Raw genomic sequence first — 17,114 nt, forward strand, 5'->3', positions numbered from 1 at the left:
AAGTTAATCATGGTCTTTTGACTCCTCTCAAACCAAAACTTACAAAAAAAAGCGCCTCACTTTCGCGAGGCGCTTCTAATCAAAAACAGGTGTTATTATATTTTATAGCCCTACCAAGTAAAGACCCATACCAGCAAAGTAGCCGATCAATACCCATAGAGAGATTTTTTTCATATACCATCCGAAAGGAATTTTTTCCATACCCATCGCAGCAACACCAGCAGCTGAACCAATGATCAGGATCGATCCACCAGTACCCGCACAGTAAGCCAATAATTCCCAGAACTGACCGTCTTGTACAAAATGAGCAAGCTCACCAGTAGCACCAGCAGCAGAAATATGGTACATACCCATTGCGGCAGCAACCAACGGCACATTATCAACAATAGAAGAAAGTACCCCAATAGCACCATCCATTACAGGAACAGACAAATCTTTAGATTGCATCCATTTGGCCAGTACTTCCAAGTGGCCGGCAGATTGCAAAGAAGCAACGGCCAACAGGATACCGAGGAAGAATAAAATGGTAGGAATATCGATGGTTTTTACCAAATCAGAAACCTTCATGTGTGCGTTGAAAGCGTGATCTTCTGGGTGTTTCTTACGGATTTGATCAGAGATGATCCACAGAATACCCAAGCCTAACAACATTCCCATAAATGGAGGAAGACCGGTCAATGTTTTGAAGATTGGCACAAATACCAAAGCGGCAACACCACAAATCAACATGGTCAATTTGATAGATTGAGGGATTTCCACTTTGTCGTGTTGCAGTTCAGCGACCATAGGAGGCATTTTCTTCAGCATGTAGCTGATACCGACCGTAGGGATGATAGAACTTACAAATGAAGGCAAGAAGATACCCGTGATGATCTTGGCAGCAGTGATTTGGCCACCGATCCAAAGCATAATCGTTGTAACGTCTCCGATAGGAGAGAAGGCCCCTCCGGCATTGGCAGCAACCACTACAATAGCGGCCAGCAACCATTTGGTTTCCTGGTGTTTTGTGAATTTTCTGATCAAGGCAATCATCACGATTGTAGTGGTCAGGTTATCCAAAAGAGCAGACAAGAAGAAAGAAAGGAAGAAAATAATCCATGCCAACACGAACGGTTTGGTTGTTTCAATGGCATCGGTAATGATTTCAAAACCCTGGTAGCGATCGACCACCTCAACAATCGACATGGCGCCGATCAGGAATACAAGAATCTCACAGACTTCCGAAAGGTGTTCCATCAGGGAGTTGTGAGCAATAAAGTTGATCAGCCCACCATGGTGAGGTAAGTGCTGAAAATGTTCAAACTCCGAGGAGAAGTTCAAACCAATAATTTCTTTGCCAAAAACCACGTAGAGCGTCCACATGACCATAGCCATTACCAAGGCAGTTGCCGCCTTGTCAAGTCCGTTGGAGTGTTCTGTTGCAATCAGGATGTACCCGATCACAAACACCACCACCATTAAGTAAAATGCCGTCATAAAAGTAAGCGTTAACTTCAGCTCAGCAAGTTTCCCCTCTCAAAGGCTTAATTTTCAGGATTGCACGAGCGGTTGATAAGCTGAAGAAATCTAAATTGTAGTACGTAAATAATGAAATTTTAAGATCAAGGGTCAAATACTATTCCATATTACATCCTTATTCGTCATAGTAATGTTTTTGGATATAAAAGAAATAGATTTGTTTGAAGTTAAATTTTACTACCTTTTTTGACGAAAAAAAAGCATCCAATAGATCATTTTGGATGCTGATTCTTATCATTAAATTTATCTTTTTCCTCGGTTTTTCATTCCTCCTTTTTTGCTCGAGGAAGAACTTCCGCCCCGGCTTTTACTGCGGCTTTTGTTCGGATTGGCCTTGCCTCTTGAGGGGGCAAAGTTTTGCGGGCCTCCTGCGGCACGTTTTTTCTTTTTCTCCTCGCGGGCTTTTATCACATATTTTTTTTCGTGGAAAGCACCTTTAAAATTGGGGTCCTCTTTCTTTTTCTGTTCATCAATGGTTCGGAGGTATTCCTGTTGTTCCGGCTTTGGAGTGGGGTGAATGGTCACCTCCGCAGGAATTTCAGCAAGGGGTACCTCCATGCGGATCAGTGCTTCAATTTTTTTGAAGTGGTACGCTTCTGCAGGGTTTATGAAGGTGATGGAATTACCTACGGCCTTAGCACGGCCTGTCCGGCCAATGCGGTGAACATAGTCTTCGTAAATTGGTGGAATGTCAAAGTTAAATACATGACTGACCATCGAAACATCAATGCCGCGGGAGGATACATCCGTAGTTACCAGCAGGCGAACCTCTCCTGCCTTGAACTCCTCCATGGCATTGGTTCGGCTGTTTTGTCCTTTATTGGCATGAATCACCCGAACGGTACCTTTAACCTTGCGCTCAATAAATTTGAAAATATTGTCGGCAGTGGCGCGGGTGTTAGCGAAAACAATGACCCGCTTAAAAGTTTCCTCATCTTTCAGAAAGTGCCCCAGCAATTCGATTTTTGTACGGAAATTCGGCACGTTATAGGCAATCTGTTCAACAGTATCCACCGTGGTGGCCTGAGGTGCGATTTCCACTCGCTCAGGGAACTCCAAAAAGTCGTGGGTCAGTTCTTCTACCTTATCTGGGAAAGTGGCGGAGAAGAGTAGATTTTGGCGTTTTCGGGGGATGATCTCCAGGATTTTCCGGATCTGAGGCATAAAGCCCATGTCCATCATTTTATCCGCTTCATCCATAATCATGGTCTTGATCTGCTTGGTGATAAAGGCCCCGGAAAGATAGATGTCCATAAAGCGGCCTGGGGTGGCGACGATAATGTCAACACCAGCTTCACAGGCTTCTTTTTGTTTCTTCGGCCCGGTACCCCCATAAAGTGCCACATGGCGGATGTCGGTATATTTTGCCAGCAGGGAGATGTTTTCATCAATCTGCATGGCGAGCTCTCTTGTGGGTGCCAAGATAACCGCGCGGGGGTCGTCGCCCTGTGCATATTTGATTTTCATCAAAAGCGGTAAAACAAAGGCAGCAGTTTTTCCGGTACCGGTCTGAGCAATGCCCAACACATCATGACCTGCGGTGGTCAGGGGGATTGCCGCCTGCTGAATCTCCGTGGGTGCGGTATATCCAGCCTCGTCAATGGCATTTAAAAGCTGACGGTTGAGTTTAAATTCCTCGAAACTATTTATTTCTGTTGCCATGTGTATCTTTGTGCAGTATTTTAGTCTTGGAACAAAAAGCAGGGCCTTTTGTCTAAGCCTGTGATTTATTTAATATCAATATAAAACCGATGAAGCTTCCTTCAATTCTCATTCAAAACGCAAATATAGTCAATGAAGACAAGATCTTTCAGGCTGATGTTTTAATCCGTGATGGAAAAATCGCTAAAGTAGGCGAAAACCTTTCTGAAGAATCCTATGACGAGCACCTCGATGCTACGGGTTTACATCTTTTCCCTGGAATGATCGACGATCAGGTACACTTTCGTGAGCCAGGACTTACCCATAAGGCAGAGATCGGCTCGGAGGCTCGTGCTGCGGTAGCAGGAGGCATTACCTCTTATATGGAGATGCCGAATACCAATCCACAGACGACCAATCAGGAGGAACTTCAAAAGAAATATGACCGCGCTGAGCAGGTTTCTTTGGCAAATTACTCTTTTTATATTGGAGCGACCAACGACAACCTCGAAGAAGTTTTGAAAACGGACCCGAAAAAAGTTTGTGGGGTGAAGGCTTTCATGGGTTCATCGACGGGCAATATGCTGGTGGATAATGAAGTTACCCTGGAGGGGCTGTTCTCCAAGGTGCCCATGCTGATCGCTACCCACTGCGAGGACGAAGGGACGATTCGTGCCAATACCGCTGCATATAAAGAAAAGTATGGGGAAGAAGTGCCGATCTCCTGCCACCCGGAGATTCGTTCAGCAGAGGCCTGCTATAAGTCTTCGTCGATGGCGGTGCGTTTGGCCAAGAAGCACAACACCAGATTGCATATTTTACATATTTCCACGGCCAAGGAGCTTGAGCTTTTCAGTAACGATAAGCCTTTGGCGGAAAAACGAATTACGGCGGAGGTATGTGCCCATCATATCTGGTTCAGCAAGGAAGATTACGATAAAAAGGGAACGCTGATCAAATGGAACCCTGCGGTGAAAGATGCTTCGGACAGAGCGGCGCTTTTGGAGGCGGTAAACAATAATACCATCGATGTGCTGGCCACAGACCACGCTCCGCATACTTTAGAGGAAAAAAGCAATACCTACTTTAAAGCGCCATCAGGTGGGCCATTGGTGCAGCATGCGCTGGTTACCTTCCTTGAACTGTACCATCAGGGGAAAATGTCCTTGGAGAAAATTGCCGAAAAAACCGCGCACCACCCGTCTATTCTCTTCCAAATAGAGAAAAGAGGCTATATTCGCGAAAATTATTTTGCGGATTTGGTTTTGGTAGATTTACAAGATCCATGGACGGTAGATCGCTCAAATGTCCTTTCTAAATGTAAATGGTCGCCTTTTGAGGGTCAAACTTTTAAGTCAAAGGTTAAACATACATTCGTTTCTGGCCACTGGGCTTTTAAAGATGGAACATTTGATGAATCCGTGAAAGGAAAGCGCATGAGTTTCGAAAGATAATTTGATTTTTTTTTCGGGAGATCTTTGTGTTTTCAAAAAAAGATACCACCTTTGCAATCCCAAAAGACAACAACGCTTGTCAGCAGGGATTCGAAAGATGAAAGGTCTCTCGGAAAAATTTAATTTCTTGTTTTTGATTTTTGTATTTAAATTAGATCATTCAAGCATAGGCTGTTTATTTTAAACTTTGGTTTGGTAGTTCAGTTGGTTAGAATGCCTGCCTGTCACGCAGGAGGTCGCGAGTTCGAGTCTCGTCCAGACCGCAAGCTAAACGTCGATGTTTATTGATCTTTTTTATTCAGCACATCCATCTGGTTTGGTAGTTCAGTTGGTTAGAATGCCTGCCTGTCACGCAGGAGGTCGCGAGTTCGAGTCTCGTCCAGACCGCAAAACTTGTTCGCAAGTTTAGATGTCGCTGAATAATATTTAATGGTTTGGTAGTTCAGTTGGTTAGAATGCCTGCCTGTCACGCAGGAGGTCGCGAGTTCGAGTCTCGTCCAGACCGCAAATTTCAATAAACAAGGCTTCAGCTTAATGGTTTGGTAGTTCAGTTGGTTAGAATGCCTGCCTGTCACGCAGGAGGTCGCGAGTTCGAGTCTCGTCCAGACCGCACTTTAAGTGAAGTAAAATGGTGGTTGTAGCTCAGTTGGTTAGAGCGCTGGTTTGTGGTTCCAGAGGTCGTCGGTTCGAGACCGATCTTCCACCCGAATATTCAGGAATAGCCTGAGTAGTTTCAAAGATTTTGGTTTGGTAGTTCAGTTGGTTAGAATGCCTGCCTGTCACGCAGGAGGTCGCGAGTTCGAGTCTCGTCCAGACCGCAAAATCATACATATTTATTGTATAAATCCGAATATTGGTTTGGTAGTTCAGTTGGTTAGAATGCCTGCCTGTCACGCAGGAGGTCGCGAGTTCGAGTCTCGTCCAGACCGCACAATATTTAGGTGTCATGCTTTATGCGTCGTGACGGGCACCTATAAGGATATGGCTGATTAACCTTCAGTCAAAGATTAAATGGTGGTTGTAGCTCAGTTGGTTAGAGCGCTGGTTTGTGGTTCCAGAGGTCGTCGGTTCGAGACCGATCTTCCACCCAAGAGTGAAGGCTCTCAAAATACTGGTTTGGTAGTTCAGTTGGTTAGAATGCCTGCCTGTCACGCAGGAGGTCGCGAGTTCGAGTCTCGTCCAGACCGCAAAGGTGTTTCGCCTTTCAAAAAACGAAACAACATGGTGGTTGTAGCTCAGTTGGTTAGAGCGCTGGTTTGTGGTTCCAGAGGTCGTCGGTTCGAGACCGATCTTCCACCCAAGAGTGAAGACTCTCAAAATACTGGTTTGGTAGTTCAGTTGGTTAGAATGCCTGCCTGTCACGCAGGAGGTCGCGAGTTCGAGTCTCGTCCAGACCGCAGAAAGCTCAGAAGAAATTCTGGGCTTTTTTTGGGTCTATACTTTTTTATATTTGTCCACAGATTTTTTCGAGGAGGTCTATCCAAACCTCGCTCACAAATCAATATTCTAAGTAAAATGAAGAATCATGGTCATCCTTAAAATTAAGGTCGTCATGGTCATCATGGTTTATTAGCTTCTCCTGCTATTGGGTGCTTATCCACCCACATGACATCAATCATGAATTTAGATTATTATAATTCATCAAATTTTTCTTAGCTTTACACCATGGTGCTGATCGTGATATCCTCACGGTCGGATAATAGGGAATCTGGTGAAAATCCAGAACTGTACCCGCAACTGTAAAATGCCAATCGTGTGGTTGTTATAACCTCTTGCCACTGTCTGAAAAGATGGGAAGGCGGACAATCACGGCATAAGTCAGGAGACCTGCCATCATTTGTAAACTTTTAAGCTTCGGGAGTTAAGCATAAAAAATATGGTGGTCTTTTCGCTCTTTTTCATTAGGGTAGGAGCGCGCTGTTCATTCTTGCTGAAAGGTTTACATATGTTTTTTGAATTTTTGCCAAGCGAATGTTTGGCTTTTCATATTTACATAAACCATTATAATGAAGAGGTTACCTTACTTTTTACTGGTCTTTGTTTTTCTGTTTACAGCATGTACTTCGGAAGAACAGATGGCCACCTATCAAATTACTTTTGACACCCAAACCAACAACCCGATTGCGCCACAGCTAATTTCCGATGGCGGAAGGGTGGAGCAACCTGCCGATCCTGCAAAGGAAGGAGCTACTTTTTCCCATTGGGCGGTGGGAACAAAAATTTTTGATTTCTCAACACCCATTCATCAGGATTTAAAACTGATCGCCCAATATGCTGGTAATCAGTATGAAATCAGTTTCGATGCACAAGGAGGCACGGCGGTAGAAGATCAGCTGATTGCTCACGGAAATACCCTTAGCCCTCCTGAAGAACCCGTGAAGGAAAATTACTTTTTTGACGGCTGGTATGTCGATGGTCAGTTGTTTGATTTTTCAGCAACAATCACCGATCACCTTCAGCTTGAGGCACATTGGGCGCAAGCGCTTACGGTGGTGTTCAATACCAATGGAGGAAGCGAACTTGCCCCGCAAACGATAAAAGCAGGTGATCAACTGGAAGCACCTGAGGCTCCTGTAAAGGAAAATGAAGTGTTTGAAGGCTGGTTCTGTGATGGTAAAAGCTATGACTTTTCAGCATCAGTTACTGAAAATATTCAGCTTGATGCGCAGTGGAGTATTCCTGACGGTGAAACGGCGGTTACTTATGACGACATTGCCAAAGCCAGCTTTGAGGGGATGGTGCAAAATCAGCATATTTTAGTGAAAGCGAGCATTCATAAAATGATGAATGGCTGGGCGTGGGGCACAGAAACTTACTTGGTCGATGATCAGGGCAACAGTTCCAAAGACCTGTACAGCCATTCCAATTTCGGGATGTTTACCTTTCCCCTTCGGGAAAGTGATGGCTTTACTTTCGATCAAACTTATGTGTTCGATTTGGTGAAAGACACCTACATGAGCAGTCCTCAGCTGGGCTTTGGGCAGAACAGTGCCGATGGCTATAATGGCAGCCGATGGACGGGCGATACCCGCTATGGTATCGAGTATTTTGATGCCGTTCTTCGTGGAAATCTTCAGCAGGTGGAATCGTCGGCAGGGCATACCACCATTACGGTGGCTTCTCAGCAAATCAGCCTTCCTGAATTAACAGGAGCCGCTTTACAACAACTGACCGATAAAGTGGGCACCAATGTATTTGTACATGTCATTCAGCAAAATGGCCATTACGAGTCCCTGCTTAAAGATGGCAACCCTCAAGTCTATCAAACCTTCAACAACCTATAATTTTTAATTACTTACTGATGATGAAAATTTGTAATGTATTCGTCGCTTTATTTTTGGCGACCCTCTTTTGGGGCTGTACCCCTTCGGAAATCAATGAAGAGCCCGTTTTTCATACGATTACTTTTGACGCCAACGGAGGCACGGAAATCGCCCCTCAAATGGTAGAGGATGGCGATTTGGCTGCCCGACCTGAAGATCCCGAGCAGGAAGGAAGTACCTTTATTAACTGGTTTGAGGGGAACAAGCTGTACGACTTTTCCGCGCCTGTGCACCAATCGCTTACCCTTTCGGCACAATGGACAGGCAATACTTATACGGTCAGTTTCGATACTGATGGGGCGGCGGAAATTGAAGCGCAGGTTATTGACGCAGGGGATTTTGTGACGGAGCCGCCCGTACCTGCAAAATATGGATATACCTTTGAAGGGTGGAAAAGCGACGATGAGCTTTTTGATTTTTCTACGCCTGTTATTGCCGACCTTCAGCTTGTGGCAGACTGGGCACGTGAGCAAATCGATTTGACGGGCAAGTCTCCATGGATTTCTGAAGTGCTGGACTTCAGACCAGCACCAGGGCAGTTTATCAATAAAGTCGACGATGAACTTGCGGCAGCCAAAGAGAACCTTGTGGGGGATAGCCATCAGTTTGTGAGTCTGGGAACTTTCGGCGGAAATGTATCTTTTAAGTTTGACCACCCAATTGTGAACCGTGAGGGGAATGATTTGGCGATTTATGGTAATTCTTTTGAAGGGAACAGTGAGCCAGGAATCGTGATGGTCTGTCAGGATTTGAATGGTAACGGGCAGCCTGATGCCGATGAGCCGTGGTATGAACTGGCAGGAAGTGATTACGATCTGCCAGAAACGACACACAACTATGAAATTACCTATTACCGTCCGGAGGCGGGGCAAGACACTCATATCATTCCTTATAAAGAAATTATTGATGGGCAGGAAAAAGTAGGCACAAGGGATTTTACGGACATTAAACCGTTCCACGATCAGCCGATGTTCCCTGCCATGTATACCGAAGGATCTGTTACTTTTAAAGGCACTTTGCTGAAATCCAAAACCTATGATCAGAATGAGGGCACAGGCAGTGAATATCCTTTTTATGTGAGTCCAAAATTTGACTGGGGTTATGCTGACAATGCTGGCTATGAGCAGGAGCGAGGCTCTGTGCTTGCAGGTGCCGATGTTTTTGACCTTTCGAATGCCGTAGATGCCATGGGTAATAAGGTTACCCTCATTCAGGTAGATTTTGTGAAAGTGTACACCGCCACCACCGAGATTGCGGGCTGGCTTGGGGAACTGTCACCAGAGATCACAAAAGCCGCAGATTTATCGATGCTTGAGCAGGAGTAATTTTACCATTCCACCAATAGAAAAGCCCTTGAGTGATGATTATACTCAAGGGCTTTGTTGTTGTTGTTGTTGTTGTTCGGCGGAAATTAGATCGCAGCGGCAGGGTTGCCGAATACTGTTTGTCCTGCTTTTACATCAGCAATTACTACAGATCCAGCACCAACACGGGCACCTTTTCCAATGGTTACCCCCGCAACAATGGTTACGCCTGAGCCAATGAAGACCTCTTCTTCAATGGTTACCCCGGCATTGATGTTACTGCCTGTGCCAATTTGGGCGAAATCACCTACCTTGCAGTCAGCATCTATATTTACACCCGTATGTAGAATGGTATGGCTGCCAACCTCAACATGAGCACCCAGGAAAACTTTGGCATTGACCATGTTTCCATAACCAATCGATGCGCTTTCTGAAAGTAGCGCCGAGCGGTGAACGGCATTGGCTGGTTGTACTTTGCGGCTTTCATTCAGCATTTCCACCTGGCTTTTGCGTAGCTGATTTTCATCCGTAGCCACAAAAGCACTGCAGCTTTCTCCCACCATCTGTGTCATGGCTTCATCATCTGTAAATCCCAAAACCGACACCAAGCCAATCTGGGTGTTGTGTAGCTCCTCGTTTTCATCCAAGAAACCATAAACTTCCACCCCATTGCTGTTGAAAATTTCAAGGGCGGCTTTGCCAATTGCGTTTGCGCCGAATATTAATACTGGATTTTCCATCGTTTATTTAAATTTTGCCCACCACCAAGGCGGGATTGCTTTCAGGTCGCAAATTAAGATTTTGTCCTCAAAATTGAAAGTCAATTGTTTGGGCTTAATTTTTTGTCATCTTCAGTGCATATACCATCGGCAGTATTCCCTGGTGTTTTTCAAACTGATAGCCTTTGTCGGTTTTTATCAGTCCCTGAAAACAATTGTAAGGTGAATAGTCATATTCCCGGCAGAAATCGAGGCGCATTCCAGCATCAAGCAATGCCTGAAGTACTTCTGTAAGGCCGTAATTCCAGCAAAAAGATTGCGCATGGATCTGGGCATTGGTATCGGCATAAGTTCCCTCTTCCTGCTCAATGATCACCTCAGCATTCAAATAAGGGTAAGTGAGCTTTTCGATGGCGTCGTCGAACATCCATACTGCAGGGTGAAATTCCACAAAAATGAGCTGCCCACCAGGCTTCAGTGCATAACTCATCTGTTTTGCCCATAGGCGGATATCATCAAGCCAGCCAACCGTTCCGTAAGAGGTAAAGACCATATCGAAATGATTTTGGGGAATATGTGCCTCCAGCTCCAGTACATTGGCCTGAATGAATTGTGCCTCCAGTTTCAATAGATCATTCATTTTCCGGGCCTGGGCAATGGCTTCCTGTGAGAAATCGACGCCTGTTACTTCGGCGCCCATGCGTGCCATGCTCAGGCTGTCCTGCCCAAAGTGGCATTGGCTGTGTAATACTTTCAGCCCTTCCATGGCAGGGAAAAGTGCCAGTTCAATATCGTTCAGGGTGTTTTTTCCCGCAAGGAATGCTTCATTGTCATAAAAATCAGAAGCGATATGCGCAGGGGTTTTCTTGTTCCACAGGTTTTGGTTTATTTTGATATAATCCTTCATTGTAGCGCTTTTCGGTAAGGTTAAGTCAGTTATTCCTTCTAATGTACCATTTTTTGAAATAGATTTTAAGCGCTTTTCCGTGCAGTTGATACTTTTTTGAAGTTAAAAGATTAAAGGTTGAGCTTCGATTGCTTATCTTTGCATGTTAAAAATTATTGCTTTGGTTCAGTTCAGGGCGAAGGATAGCAAGAAAAATGGGTAGAAAAAAAATTAAAGATATTAAGGGGCTTCGCATTGAGAAGTTTGCCGCTGAGGGGAATTGTTTGGGCTATGCAGAAGATGGCAAAGTGATCTTTGTATCGCATTCGGCACCAGGCGATTTAATGGATGTTCGCGTGGTAAAACAACGCCGTAAATTTATTCAGGCAGCACCCGAGCAGGTTTATGAGTTCTCGGATATGCGTCAGGAGCCACATTGTGAGCATTTCGGTTTGTGTGGTGGCTGTAAGTGGCAACACCTGAAATATGAGCATCAGTTGGAGTTTAAAACGCAGGTGGTTCGTGAAACCATGGAGCATTTGGCGAAGATTGAAATTCCTGAGATTCCTCAGGCGGTGGGCTCTGAGAAAACAGAATTTTACCGCAACAAGATGGAATATTCCTTCACGAATTTCCGTTGGCTGACAAAAGAAGAAATTTCGCAGGAGGAAGCCCACAACCGTAATGGTTTGGGATTGCATGTTCCTGGTGGTTTCGACAAGATTATTCATGTCAATAAATGCTGGTTGCAGCCAGACCCTTCAAATCAGATTCGTACTGCAATTCATGAGTTTGCACTTGCAAATGAAATTCCGTTTTACAATGTGAAATTTGCGGAAGGGCACCTGAGGAACGTAACGATCCGTACGGCCAATACTACTGGGCAGGTGATGGTGATTTTACAGGTGTTCACCGATGAACAAAAGTGGACTTTACCATTGGTGCAGCATCTTCAGGATACTTTCCCACAGATCACTTCTTTGTTTTATGTGGTGAATAAAAAAGGCAACGAAACGATCTTCGATCAGGAATTGGTGCTTCATCATGGTAAGCCATATATTGAAGAAACCATGGAAGACCTGACTTACCGTGTAGGGCCAAAGTCTTTCTATCAAACCAACTCAGAGCAGGCCTTTACGCTGTATTCTATCACGCGTGATTTTGCTGACCTTAAAGGGGACGAAGTGGTTTATGACCTTTACACAGGGACAGGAACTATTGCCAACTTTATTGCTAAAAAAGCCAAACAGGTTATTGGTATTGAGTATGTGGATGCGGCAATTGAGGATGCCAAGATCAATGCAGAGATCAATAATATAGAGAATACCCTGTTCTATGCTGGCGATATGAAAAAAGTGCTTAACGACAAGTTTATTGCCAAGCATGCTGCGCCAGATGTTATTGTAACTGATCCGCCTCGTGCAGGAATGGATAAGGAGGTTATTGATATGTTGTTGAAACTTGAAGCCAAACGCATAGTGTATGTAAGCTGTAACCCGGCAACGCAGGCACGCGATTTGGACCTGTTGGATGTGAAGTATAAAGTGACTAAAATTCAACCAGTGGACATGTTCCCTCACACACATCACATCGAGAATGTGGTGGCTTTGGAGTTGAAATAAATCAGTAGGGACGTTGTATGCAACGTCCTTTAAATAGGTTGTAGGATCTTGACTATGACCCCAAAAAGACATTGATTTAATCTTGTCGCATATTCAATATTTCTGCAAAAATAATCTGTGGAATCTGTGGACAAAAAAACAAAATAGATCATGCAAAACGATCCAGAATTAGACGGTAAATACTTAGGAGAGATCACCAAGGACTTTGTAAAAGTGGCAGATACGCTCAAAGAGGCGGCTTATGCGATTAAATCTAAGGGGTTTTCTGATTATCCCATCTTCCCAGTATCAAAAATGGGGATGCCCATTGGTCAGCAGTTCCTGAAAATGGGCGAGCTGTCGCTGGCGTGGAATTACAACATCACTTATCTTGATGAGTTTGTTCAGCGTGGGATGATTGAGGCAGGAGAGAAGGAAAAGGCTTTCAAGGCGACTTTCAAAGACCCTGACGAGTTCTGTTGTCTGTTCGTAATGGATGGTGCCTTTACCAATTTCGTTTTTATCCCTTATCCAGAGGATGGAAAAGAGGTGATTTAAAACGTATTTAAAGAGATGAAAAAAAGTCCACATTCTTTGCTGAGTGTGGACTTTTTTTATGGACAATTAATGCGTAAGTGCTCTTGCGGAAATGATTGCCTTGGCCAATTGTTTATCGTTGTAGCTTTTGATGATGGAGCTCATTCTGAAAATATCAATCAACCCCCAGATCCCAAAGCCCGCAAAGGTGATCCAATAAATAATCTGTACTCCCCACTTTCCATTGTATGCGTAGTGCGCCCCAAAAATCAGGAGCAAGAAAAGGTAGCCCATCACAACAGAATTTTTAGTCTGATTAAAGATCGTCAATACCTGAGTGGCTTGCTCGTCGGATAAATGTTGGCAGTGTGCCAGTGCCCCGGGGGATACTTCTCCTGCGATGGTCGCTAATAATGCTTTTGACATATCGGTAGTAAGTTAAATTAAATGTTCTTCGATTTAGTATAAGCATGAATCATACCGATAATATCCATTATCATGTGTAAATAGTTCTTAAAATAATAATCCCACGTTGATTACTGAGTGTGGGATTTTTCATGACCGAAATTTAATGGCTATATGCCTTTACCGATATAATGGCATTTGCCAGTTGCTTGTCATTATATTTTTTGATGATGGAGCTCATTCTGAAAATATCAATCAGCCACCAAACACCGAGACCACCTGCAGTAAGCCAAAATAGAATCTGCATTCCCCATTTTCCATTATAAGCATAATGCGCACTAAAAATAATAAGCAAGAAAAGGTAGCCCATCACAACAGAATTTTTGTTTTGATTATAATTTCCCCCAATCTTCAGACAGCCATCTCTGCTATTTAAATTATTTTCCCTTGAACTCAAAACATCTGAGCGAGTTATCAAGTGCTTCAGTGAATCTTGTCAAGGGTGCTCCTGTGTTGCGCCTGCGGCAGGAGCATTTACCCGCCCTTGACTGATTCTAAGGAAGCGCTTACTTTTGCTTCTGATGTTGTTGAGTGCGGCTTGGATTGGTAAAGATCGCAGGGCCTTTTCTCATCGATTGAGCTATGCCTTCTTTCGTTATTGTAAAAGTTCATATATTCGATAAGTCCTATCTGCAGCTTTAATCCATCGCGATACTCATTCAAATAAATATCTTCATATTTGACCGTTCGCCAAAATCGTTCAATGTAAATATTGTCGGTTGCTCGACCTTTTCCATCCATGCTAATAGTTACTCCTTGGCCTAAGAGATAGCCCGTAAAGAGATCACTCGTAAATTGACTCCCTTGGTCTGTATTGACAATTTCAGGAGCGCCATGGTTGTTAATACATTCTTGAATTGTATTGCGGCACCACTCTGCTGACATGGTGTTTGAGAGTGACCAGCCTACAATATATCGAGAGTGGACATCAATCACAGCCATCAGATACATGAACCCTTTTGCAATAGGAACATAGCTGATATCCGTCTCCCAAACTTGATTTGAATGGGTTATTTCAAGGTTTCTAAGTAAATAGGGGTATATTTTATTTTCAGGTGAAGGTTTTGAAGTGTGCGGACCAGGAAGAAGAGAACGAAGCCCCATGACTTTGTACAGACGTTCAATTCGCTTCTTATTGATCGGATAACCGCAATCATTAATCAAAAACGAAGTCATAGAAGGTACCCCTCGAAAAGGATGCTCAAGGTATTCTTTGTCAATTACACGCATCAATTCAAGATTCAATTCACTTTCCCCTTTTGGCTTGTAATACCAGCCCGAACGAGAAATTTGGAGAAGCTCACATTGACGTCTAATGCTTAAATCAGCATGTTCCTCATCGACCATCACCTGTCTTTCGGTAACGCTCTTTACTTCGATGAGGCCTTTTTTAAAAAATCATTCTCAACTTGAAGTTGTCCTATTTTAGAGTATAATTTATTTAACGCTCCTTCATGATCAGATTCCTGCTTGATAGCCTTACTCCCTTTTTCAAAAACACTCGATGCATTCTCCAAAAAAAGTTGTTTCCATTGGCCAATCTGTGCAGGACTGATTTCATATTTCTGACAAAGTTCCGCTGTGCTTTGTTGTTCTTTGATCGCTTCAAGTGCTACCTTGGCTTTAAACTTGGGGCTAAATTTTCTTCTGCTTTTCATTGATTTACAAGTTAGTATATTATTTTAACTTGCTGTCTGAATTGTTGGGGTAATTATAGATTGAACACGGTTAAAACCTGTGCTGCTTCGTCATCGGATAAATGTTGGCATTGAACTAATGCTTCAGGGCTAACATCTCCTGCAATGGTCGCTAATAATGCTTTTGACATAAAGGTAGATTTACTATTAAAAAAAGAATAAGGTTAAAAGTAATTTATTTCACTCAAATGTCAATACGAATGGGGGGTGTTGAAACAAAAAAATCCAAAACAGCGGACTGTTTTGGATTTTAAGTGGGTATTCAAAAAGAAGTTTATTCTGCTTTTCGAGGGCGTTTGTTGTAGTTTCCTCTTGGCTTACGGCTGCCTCCTTTGTTGCCACCACCATTGCGGTTGCCTCCTCGGTGGCCGCCACCGTTTCCTCTTCTTTCAGTAGAGTAGGAAGGTTGTTCACCGTAAGTTTCTGGCAATGGAACTTTCACGACTTCCTTCTCGATCAGTTCCTCGATACGACGGAATTTGCCGCAATCACGTGGGTTGATCAAAGTAACGGCATATCCTTTACGTTCAGCACGGGCTGTACGTCCAACACGGTGGACGTAATCTTCTGGGTCGTTAGGCACATCATAATTGATCACCATCGATACATCATCAATATCAATACCCCGTGAAACAATATCGGTCGCTACCAAAACCTGGAACTGCTTGTTCTTGAAGTCCTGCATGATTTGCTCACGCTCACGTTGTTCAAGGTCAGACTGAAACGGTTCGGCCTTAAGCCCCCATTTTTTCATGTCTTTGGCCAGTTCTTTTACCTTAATTTTGGTGCCACAGAAAACAAATACCGTAGGTAATTTCTCTTCATTACCCACCAAAATACCTTTAAGGATATTGGCCTTCTGATTGTCAAAAGCCATATACGCGCCCTGTAAAACACCTTCGGCAGTCGTTGAAACTTTAAAAGTGATTTCCTCAGGATCCTGAAGGATTTTCTTCGCTAATCCACGAATTTTTGGTGGCATGGTCGCCGAGAACATCAAGGTTTGGCGTTCTTTAGGTAGCTTACTGACAATATTGCTAATGTCTTCCTGAAAGCCCATATCGAGCATACGGTCAGCTTCGTCAAGCACCAAAAATTTCAGGTCATCTGTTTTTAGATAGCCTTGGTTAAAGTGCTGAATCAAACGGCCTGGTGTCGCAACAATGATGTCGGCACCATTTTTAATGGCATTACGCTGTTTTTCCCAGTTGCCCACATCGCTTCCGCCATAAATGGCCACAGTACTAAGTGGAGCAAAATAGCTCATCCCCTCCAGTTGCTGGTCAATTTGTATTGCCAATTCGCGGGTAGGGGCAATAATGATACAGCTCACAGAATTACTTTTGGGTGCATCGCCTTCTAAAAGTAGGTGCATCACAGGCAATAAATAGGCGGCAGTTTTTCCTGTTCCTGTTTGTGCACAGGCAATAAGGTCTTTTCCTTCGATGGCCAAAGGAATGGCCGCTTCCTGGATCGGTGTGGCATCTTGATATCCCATTGCCTGAATGGCGTCTTCAATGTTGGGATTCAGATTAAAGTCTGTAAATTTCAAATCCTATTGGTTAATAAGTTCTTATTGGTCCATAGGGATAAATCTCAAGACCCCCTGGACGGTTCTGGTGTTTTGTACCAGAACACTGTCAAATCATCAGTTTTTTAATAGCTAAGGGTTGTCCTTGCTATGTTGTCTTTGTTTTTCATCTTAAACGAAAGAACAATACTTGCAATGTAGTGATTTAGAATTAAATTATAGAATGCTTTTGAATACGAAATGTAATTGGTGTGGTATTCGATGGATTAAAAATGGTCATCAGTTTGAATAAAAAGAGTGCCTGAGTGATTTTTAGGTGCTTTTTGTCGGTGTTTCAAACAATTTTTGGCTTTGAGCCCTTTATTAATTAGAGTAAAATAAAGGGAAAAAGAAGGTCAGGGGTGATATGCCAAGGGCCTTTTTTTGTGGCGCTGGCTT

The 17,114-nt window shown here is 43.7% G+C and carries 14 protein-coding genes, 11 tRNA genes and 1 riboswitch; of the genes, 16 read left to right on the top strand and 9 right to left on the bottom strand.

What is annotated here, in order from left to right; genetic code table 11:
* Positions 1 to 102 precede the first annotated feature (102 nt).
* Together nhaD and AABK40_RS02790 are read right to left on the bottom strand one after the other, a co-directional pair.
* The gene (nhaD, locus tag AABK40_RS02785) at positions 103 to 1,476 is read right to left on the bottom strand and encodes a sodium:proton antiporter NhaD (protein WP_338397589.1); all 1,374 of its coding nucleotides are present in this window, start codon (positions 1,474 to 1,476) and stop codon (positions 103 to 105) included.
* A gap of 285 nt (positions 1,477 to 1,761) precedes the next feature.
* Positions 1,762 to 3,180, bottom strand: a complete 1,419-nt coding sequence (locus AABK40_RS02790; RefSeq protein ID WP_332920778.1) for a DEAD/DEAH box helicase — start codon at positions 3,178 to 3,180, stop codon at positions 1,762 to 1,764.
* Positions 3,181 to 3,269: 89 nt separating this feature from the next.
* Between AABK40_RS02790 and AABK40_RS02795 the strand changes: the two genes are divergently transcribed.
* The 14 genes from AABK40_RS02795 to AABK40_RS02860 all read left to right on the top strand — a co-directional run bounded on the left by AABK40_RS02795 (position 3,270) and on the right by AABK40_RS02860 (position 9,261).
* Positions 3,270 to 4,613: a dihydroorotase gene (locus AABK40_RS02795; protein ID WP_338397590.1), complete on the top strand. Its 1,344-nt coding sequence runs from the start codon at positions 3,270 to 3,272 to the stop codon at positions 4,611 to 4,613.
* Between the two features lie 189 nt (positions 4,614 to 4,802).
* Positions 4,803 to 4,876, top strand: a tRNA-Asp gene (locus tag AABK40_RS02800).
* A gap of 50 nt (positions 4,877 to 4,926) precedes the next feature.
* Positions 4,927 to 5,000: transfer RNA gene (locus AABK40_RS02805), tRNA-Asp, on the top strand.
* A gap of 44 nt (positions 5,001 to 5,044) precedes the next feature.
* Positions 5,045 to 5,118 (top strand) — tRNA-Asp (locus AABK40_RS02810).
* Between the two features lie 31 nt (positions 5,119 to 5,149).
* A tRNA-Asp gene (locus AABK40_RS02815) sits at positions 5,150 to 5,223 on the top strand.
* Between the two features lie 20 nt (positions 5,224 to 5,243).
* Positions 5,244 to 5,319: transfer RNA gene (locus tag AABK40_RS02820), tRNA-His, on the top strand.
* A 38-nt stretch (positions 5,320 to 5,357) separates the two neighbouring features.
* Positions 5,358 to 5,431 (top strand) — tRNA-Asp (locus AABK40_RS02825).
* Between the two features lie 37 nt (positions 5,432 to 5,468).
* Positions 5,469 to 5,542: transfer RNA gene (locus AABK40_RS02830), tRNA-Asp, on the top strand.
* An 84-nt stretch (positions 5,543 to 5,626) separates the two neighbouring features.
* Positions 5,627 to 5,702: transfer RNA gene (locus AABK40_RS02835), tRNA-His, on the top strand.
* 24 nt (positions 5,703 to 5,726) lie between these two features.
* Positions 5,727 to 5,800: transfer RNA gene (locus AABK40_RS02840), tRNA-Asp, on the top strand.
* Between the two features lie 36 nt (positions 5,801 to 5,836).
* Positions 5,837 to 5,912: transfer RNA gene (locus AABK40_RS02845), tRNA-His, on the top strand.
* Between the two features lie 24 nt (positions 5,913 to 5,936).
* A tRNA-Asp gene (locus tag AABK40_RS02850) sits at positions 5,937 to 6,010 on the top strand.
* Positions 6,011 to 6,262: 252 nt separating this feature from the next.
* Positions 6,263 to 6,462, top strand: a riboswitch (cobalamin riboswitch).
* A 157-nt stretch (positions 6,463 to 6,619) separates the two neighbouring features.
* The gene (locus AABK40_RS02855) at positions 6,620 to 7,897 is read left to right on the top strand and encodes an InlB B-repeat-containing protein (protein WP_338397591.1); all 1,278 of its coding nucleotides are present in this window, start codon (positions 6,620 to 6,622) and stop codon (positions 7,895 to 7,897) included.
* Positions 7,898 to 7,914: 17 nt separating this feature from the next.
* Positions 7,915 to 9,261, top strand: coding sequence for an InlB B-repeat-containing protein (locus AABK40_RS02860; protein ID WP_338397592.1), 1,347 nt, complete (start codon positions 7,915 to 7,917; stop codon positions 9,259 to 9,261).
* Positions 9,262 to 9,347: 86 nt separating this feature from the next.
* Here AABK40_RS02860 and AABK40_RS02865 read toward each other — a convergent pair whose 3' ends face one another.
* Together AABK40_RS02865 and AABK40_RS02870 are read right to left on the bottom strand one after the other, a co-directional pair.
* Entirely contained in the window at positions 9,348 to 9,980 is a 633-nt protein-coding gene (locus AABK40_RS02865) for an acetyltransferase (protein WP_338397593.1), read from the bottom strand.
* Between the two features lie 94 nt (positions 9,981 to 10,074).
* Positions 10,075 to 10,866, bottom strand: a complete 792-nt coding sequence (locus tag AABK40_RS02870) for a class I SAM-dependent methyltransferase (RefSeq protein WP_338397594.1) — start codon at positions 10,864 to 10,866, stop codon at positions 10,075 to 10,077.
* Positions 10,867 to 11,060: 194 nt separating this feature from the next.
* Between AABK40_RS02870 and rlmD the strand changes: the two genes are divergently transcribed.
* Both rlmD and AABK40_RS02880 read left to right on the top strand, forming a co-directional pair.
* On the top strand, positions 11,061 to 12,467 hold the full coding sequence (rlmD, locus tag AABK40_RS02875) for a 23S rRNA (uracil(1939)-C(5))-methyltransferase RlmD (RefSeq protein WP_332922535.1): 1,407 nt from the start codon (positions 11,061 to 11,063) through the stop codon (positions 12,465 to 12,467).
* A gap of 150 nt (positions 12,468 to 12,617) precedes the next feature.
* Positions 12,618 to 13,004 (top strand): hypothetical protein, encoded by a 387-nt coding sequence (locus AABK40_RS02880; RefSeq protein ID WP_332922534.1) that lies wholly within the window; start codon positions 12,618 to 12,620, stop codon positions 13,002 to 13,004.
* Between the two features lie 66 nt (positions 13,005 to 13,070).
* On the opposite strand, the gene AABK40_RS02885 is transcribed toward AABK40_RS02880, so the two are convergent.
* From AABK40_RS02885 to AABK40_RS02905, 5 genes are all read right to left on the bottom strand, one after another.
* On the bottom strand, positions 13,071 to 13,409 hold the full coding sequence (locus tag AABK40_RS02885; protein ID WP_332922533.1) for a TM2 domain-containing protein: 339 nt from the start codon (positions 13,407 to 13,409) through the stop codon (positions 13,071 to 13,073).
* A 142-nt stretch (positions 13,410 to 13,551) separates the two neighbouring features.
* Positions 13,552 to 13,866, bottom strand: a complete 315-nt coding sequence (locus AABK40_RS02890) for a TM2 domain-containing protein (protein WP_338397595.1) — start codon at positions 13,864 to 13,866, stop codon at positions 13,552 to 13,554.
* Positions 13,867 to 13,922: 56 nt separating this feature from the next.
* Positions 13,923 to 14,828, bottom strand: a complete 906-nt coding sequence (locus AABK40_RS02895; RefSeq protein ID WP_338398059.1) for an IS3 family transposase — start codon at positions 14,826 to 14,828, stop codon at positions 13,923 to 13,925.
* Entirely contained in the window at positions 14,819 to 15,106 is a 288-nt protein-coding gene (locus tag AABK40_RS02900; RefSeq protein ID WP_338396827.1) for a transposase, read from the bottom strand. Before AABK40_RS02900 ends, AABK40_RS02895 begins: the two co-directional genes overlap by 10 nt.
* A 313-nt stretch (positions 15,107 to 15,419) precedes the next feature.
* The gene (locus AABK40_RS02905; RefSeq protein ID WP_332922531.1) at positions 15,420 to 16,697 is read right to left on the bottom strand and encodes a DEAD/DEAH box helicase; all 1,278 of its coding nucleotides are present in this window, start codon (positions 16,695 to 16,697) and stop codon (positions 15,420 to 15,422) included.
* Positions 16,698 to 17,114: the final 417 nt, after the last annotated feature.

Origin of the sequence: Persicobacter psychrovividus (assembly GCF_036492425.1) — a bacterium.
GTDB classification, from domain to species: domain Bacteria; phylum Bacteroidota; class Bacteroidia; order Cytophagales; family Cyclobacteriaceae; genus Persicobacter; species Persicobacter psychrovividus.